Consider the following 4,545-nt stretch of genomic DNA (forward strand, 5'->3'; position numbering starts at 1 on the left):
GATGCGAAGTTACTGAAGAAGGGGAAAATTTAATACAAAAGAATTGCGGAGAAATTCAATAATTTAACCCAACAAGTTGCTCCAGCCGACCGCCCGCTTCGCTCTCGCTCAGCGGGCGTCGGCTGAGCTTGTCGTTAGGCTCCAAATCAGTCAATTTGGCAACTAGGAAATGAGGAGAATGCAATGAGTTATGTAGAAAATAATTTAATGAGAGGCGAGCAAGTAATTTATACTGCTAGTCTTCATTGGTTTATATTTGTGCCCGGCGCTGTTATATTTTTGATTGGCATAATGCTTTTTGGTGGAGATGTTGAATCAGGCGGGCCTTTATGGGGAAGCATGGCGATACTAATTGCAATTTTCTCATTGATTAATGCGATCATTAAAAAACTAACAACTGAATTAGCCGTTACATCAAAACGAGTTATCGCAAAAATTGGATTCATAAAAAGAAATACAACGGAGTTAAACCATAGTAAAGTTGAAAGTTTTAATGTAGACCAGAGCATTTTTGGTAGACTATTCGGATATGGCACTATAATAATTAATGGAACAGGAGGTGGAAAAAAAAAATACCGAGCATTGAAAAACCTTTAGATTTTAGAAGGAAAGCTATGGAAAAAATTGACGCTACACAGGCATAAAAAAATCTAATTAATAAAGCGGTACCGTACCACTTGCCTAACGAGTGCCTCCAGTCCGACCGCTCGCTACGCTCGCGGCGGCTGAGGCCGGCGTTGGCGCAGCAAGGGGAATGAAGCTTTGTGCAAGTGGCACGGGTGTGAATTGGAGCGGGCGGCGAGCTCGTGGCGCGCTGACGCGGAAAAGCTTGGTAACGGCAGCACGCCCAGATTGGAGCGGCAGCAAGCCCGCGCCGCGCTGAAGCGAGAAAACTCAGTGCCAGCTTCAAAGCTGATTGGGAGTGGCGGCAAGCTCGTAGCGCGCTGAAGCGAGCGAACGTCGCGCTGGCTGCGAGCTCAGAATCGGAGCCCGAGCCAATGTCGGCCCTTGAACCAGCAACATTCCGGGAATCAAGCGCCAACAAGCGCGTCAAGCCGACCCCATACCGCGCCCGGAGCTCCGCGCTTCGAGTCGCCCTCATCCCAGCGCAGTATGGGTCGGCTTACGCTCAACGTTAGGCATAAATATGGAAGTCGAATATTCCTTCCGACCTGCAAATCCTGAGGATCAAGCGCTATTGTTCGGGCTATACCGAGCAGTGATGGGTGGGTACATAGAACAGATCTGGGGCTGGGATAGTCAATGGCAGAAAGATGATTTTTCAGAGCACTTTGATCCAGACCAGATAACGGTGGTTTTACGCGAAAGTCAACCGATAGGTTATGTCCAAGTAGAGAAACATAGTTATGAAGTCTACATCCGAATGCTCTTACTCGCTCCGGAGCATCAAAAGAAGGGGCTAGGGGCAAACGTTTTGAAACGGATTATCTCCTCTGCATCGAAGCAGCATCTCGGAATCAAGTTGCAGGTTTTCAAAATCAACGCGCCGGCGAGGCGTTTTTATGAGCGCCATGGATTCACGGTAGTGGGTGAAACCCCAGCGAGCTTAGAGATGGCGTTCGATGCCTAACGAGCGCATTCAGCCGAACGCAAAAAGCGCCGCTCGTTCCTCGCTCTGCTTTTTGCGCCGGCTGATGCGTGACGTTAGTTGCCAAGTGAAGTGGCTTAACCATCAAAATATGTGAGTAGTGGCGTTGTTAGTGTTTATACCTCCAAATATAAAAGTAATCGTTGAAGGCGAAGGCGGAGAAGTAAAATACTCACAAGGCCTATCTGACTATCTGCGAAAGCCATCTATCGATTTACAGATGGCCACATACGGCAACACTCTGCTAGATGTGTTAATTGAAGAGTCATATAGTTCAGAAAGGTTGGTATTAAAACAGGTCTTGACTGGCAATGCTCATGCAGATGCAACGAGACTGATTGGAAGCATTGCCGAATCGTTAGTGGTCAATTTATGCAACTTGCATTCAGAAGTGAACCGAGTTCTTGGGATGTATGCAAGATTTGGCCAGCGCCCTCATAAAAAGCTGGATGATTACGTTGCTGTTGCAACTGGCTCAATGAGGGCGAAAAACCACTTCCCCCAGCATTACAATCCATGTGCAGCCCTTTTAAGGTGACGAAATTCGCCCGACCGCAAGTCCCTGATTTTTCCTCAAGATGCTTGCGGCGGACCGCATGGTTCGGTGACAGCCAGATTTACCTAACATCGTAAGGCACTGAACTTAAATGTTGTTTTTATGCACCTTAAAAGGGCTGAATCCATGTGATACACAAAGAGACATAATTTGGGTGGAAAGGGATAACACCAGTAATCAGCTTCTTTGTGTTAGTCAAAGTAACGGTGTGGGCGCGAAACCCGCAGGCTTGCAGGTTAAAGCAAGCCACGATGGCGTTAGGTATGTAGTTCCGACTATTCAGGATTATCATTACCCTGTTCTGTACTTTGATTTGAATGGTGATTGGGGCGAAGTACAGAAGGCTGTTTTTGCACGATACCCGAACGCAACCCTCGTTAACCCTGACGAGATCCAGTACGAGATTAAGCATATTCTCAAGGGGTATTTCGATATCGTTGTCGCCTTAGTTCGTGGTGACGTCGCCGTCGAGAGGGTTATCCAAGAATCTAAATGGAAAAGCGATTCCATTTTGCCAACTGGCATTGACGGAGCGGAACCCACATGGGAGTCAAAACTGGTGCTCCCTCCGAACTTGAGGTGATTGCAACTAACAAGTTGCTCCACGCGGATAAATTACTCGCTACGCTCCTAATTTACCGGTGAGCAGAGCGTTCGGCAACTGGAAAACGATGAGACTGCCACGAAACCTTTTTGACATAGAGCGCATTGACGAAGTCAACCTCGCAGGAAGAGGTGGACCAGCCCTTTTAAGGTGCATAAAAGCAACATTTAAAATCAGCGACTTACGATTCCATGTGAATCTGCCGGTCACCGAACCACGCGATCCGTCGCAAGCACCTTGACGAAGAATCAGGGGCTTGCAGTCAGGTGAATTTCGTCACCTTAAAAGGGCTGGAAGAGGTGGACGCGAGCGCGATGTAGCGATCCTGCTGCCGAAGTGGACGCGTGTTAACGCTCCTTTGCACGATTTTGAAATCGATTATCGGGGTGAGACGCTCCGAGTCGAAATCAAGAAGCAAGCGAACCTCCAGTGGTTTGACAGCGGGAAGTATCACCAAATCAACCGACAGGATCGGGACATTAGGATTCTGTTCCTGATTCATGAGAAGGGCAGAGTTGACATCATAACGGTTGCATGTCTAGGGGAGTTTCTTGATTGGTTATTCGAGAATCGAAAGTCTGATGGATGGAACGAAGAGGTCTTGAGAATTGGAGCTGATTTCAAGATGCGTTTTCCGTCCCTTCAGTTTAAGGCGAGGGCTCATGTCGCCACGATACTCAAGGACGCACCAGAACTCTTCGATGTGATCTACAGAAGAGGAGATTAATGCCGAACAAGACACTGCACCGGACGGCAATTCCGCTGCGCTCCATTGCCGCCGGTGAGCTTGGTCGTTGAGCGACGGCGTCCGGTCGACGGCGCGCCGCACCCAGGCGCGCACGATCCGGGCAACGATGAGCAGACCGAACCAGGCGGCGATGATCACGGCGGCCTGGATGGCAAGCCTCACGCCGCCGTCGGGCGAGATCAGCCAGTCGAGAAAGCTATCGGCAAACTCCTGCAGCGTCAGCTGCGAGCGCGCCGCACTCGTGACTGCCGAGACGTAGCCGCGCATCGCCTCGACATCGGCGGGATCGCCGCCCTTGGCTTCGAGGCTGGAGATCACCGCCGCGAATTTGTCGAAGACGCGCTCGCGCTCCTCGACTAGCTCGAGCCGCTCCTGGCGCAGCGCCTCCGTCTCGGGCTCGTCGGCGGCGCGGATCTCGAGGCTCTTGTCGACCACCGCCTGCGTCGCCGTGCGCGCCTGGTCCTGCCAAGCGGCAGCCAATGGGGCGATCTGCTCGGCGGTCAGCGGGACGAGCCGCAATTGCAGCTCGTCGAGCGCGATGGACGGAGCCTCGAGGCCCGCGGGATAGGCCAGCGACCTGTCCCGCGCGTCGGAGCCGACCGCGGGTTCCTCAGCCATCGCCTCCTGCGCCCAGCCGACGCCTGTCGCCAGCGCGCACAGGAGCACAGCGATGGCGCGGCCGATGCCGGCGCCGGTGATCAGCGCAATGGCGCCGTCGATCTGGAAAGCGCGTGGATCGTACATGGTGATATCCGATGGATTGGGCTGGGACAACCCCATTGCAACGGATGCACGGACCCGCGGCAAGCGCCTCTGTGCCCAAAGTGGGCGGCGAACAGCAAGCCGCAAAACGGATGCGTCAGTCGGACATGGCCTCGGTGCAGGCGCTGACGACGGCCGCCAGGTAGCCTAGGGTTGCCTCGGTCGCGGGCGCCAAATCCTGCGCGGCCTTGCTGGAGGCAACCAGAAAACCGTTGTTGCGACGGATGATCCAGCCCAGCTCCTGAAGGTCGCGGAGCTTGCGGCGG

5 protein-coding genes are annotated in these 4,545 nt (G+C 52.5%); 4 read left to right on the forward strand and 1 reads right to left on the reverse strand.

Annotation, left to right across the window (positions count from 1 at the left end; genetic code table 11):
- Positions 1-183 precede the first annotated feature (183 nt).
- The 4 genes from VBE63_RS24970 to VBE63_RS24985 all read left to right on the forward strand — a co-directional run bounded on the left by VBE63_RS24970 (position 184) and on the right by VBE63_RS24985 (position 2,748).
- Positions 184-597, forward strand: a complete 414-nt coding sequence (locus VBE63_RS24970) for a PH domain-containing protein (protein WP_323685715.1) — start codon at positions 184-186, stop codon at positions 595-597.
- Between the two features lie 550 nt (positions 598-1,147).
- Entirely contained in the window at positions 1,148-1,591 is a 444-nt protein-coding gene (locus tag VBE63_RS24975; protein ID WP_323685716.1) for a GNAT family N-acetyltransferase, read from the forward strand.
- 130 nt (positions 1,592-1,721) lie between these two features.
- A complete protein-coding gene (locus tag VBE63_RS24980) occupies positions 1,722-2,147 on the forward strand; it encodes a hypothetical protein (protein WP_323685717.1) in 426 nt (141 codons plus the stop codon).
- Between the two features lie 172 nt (positions 2,148-2,319).
- Positions 2,320-2,748: a hypothetical protein gene (locus tag VBE63_RS24985; RefSeq protein WP_323685718.1), complete on the forward strand. Its 429-nt coding sequence runs from the start codon at positions 2,320-2,322 to the stop codon at positions 2,746-2,748.
- 580 nt (positions 2,749-3,328) lie between these two features.
- Here the strand turns inward: VBE63_RS24985 and VBE63_RS24990 are convergent.
- Positions 3,329-4,261, reverse strand: a complete 933-nt coding sequence (locus VBE63_RS24990) for a hypothetical protein (RefSeq protein ID WP_323685719.1) — start codon at positions 4,259-4,261, stop codon at positions 3,329-3,331.
- Positions 4,262-4,545 lie beyond the last annotated feature (284 nt).

The sequence above is a fragment of the Lamprobacter sp. genome, assembly GCF_034860625.1.
GTDB lineage: Bacteria > Pseudomonadota > Gammaproteobacteria > Chromatiales > Chromatiaceae > Lamprobacter.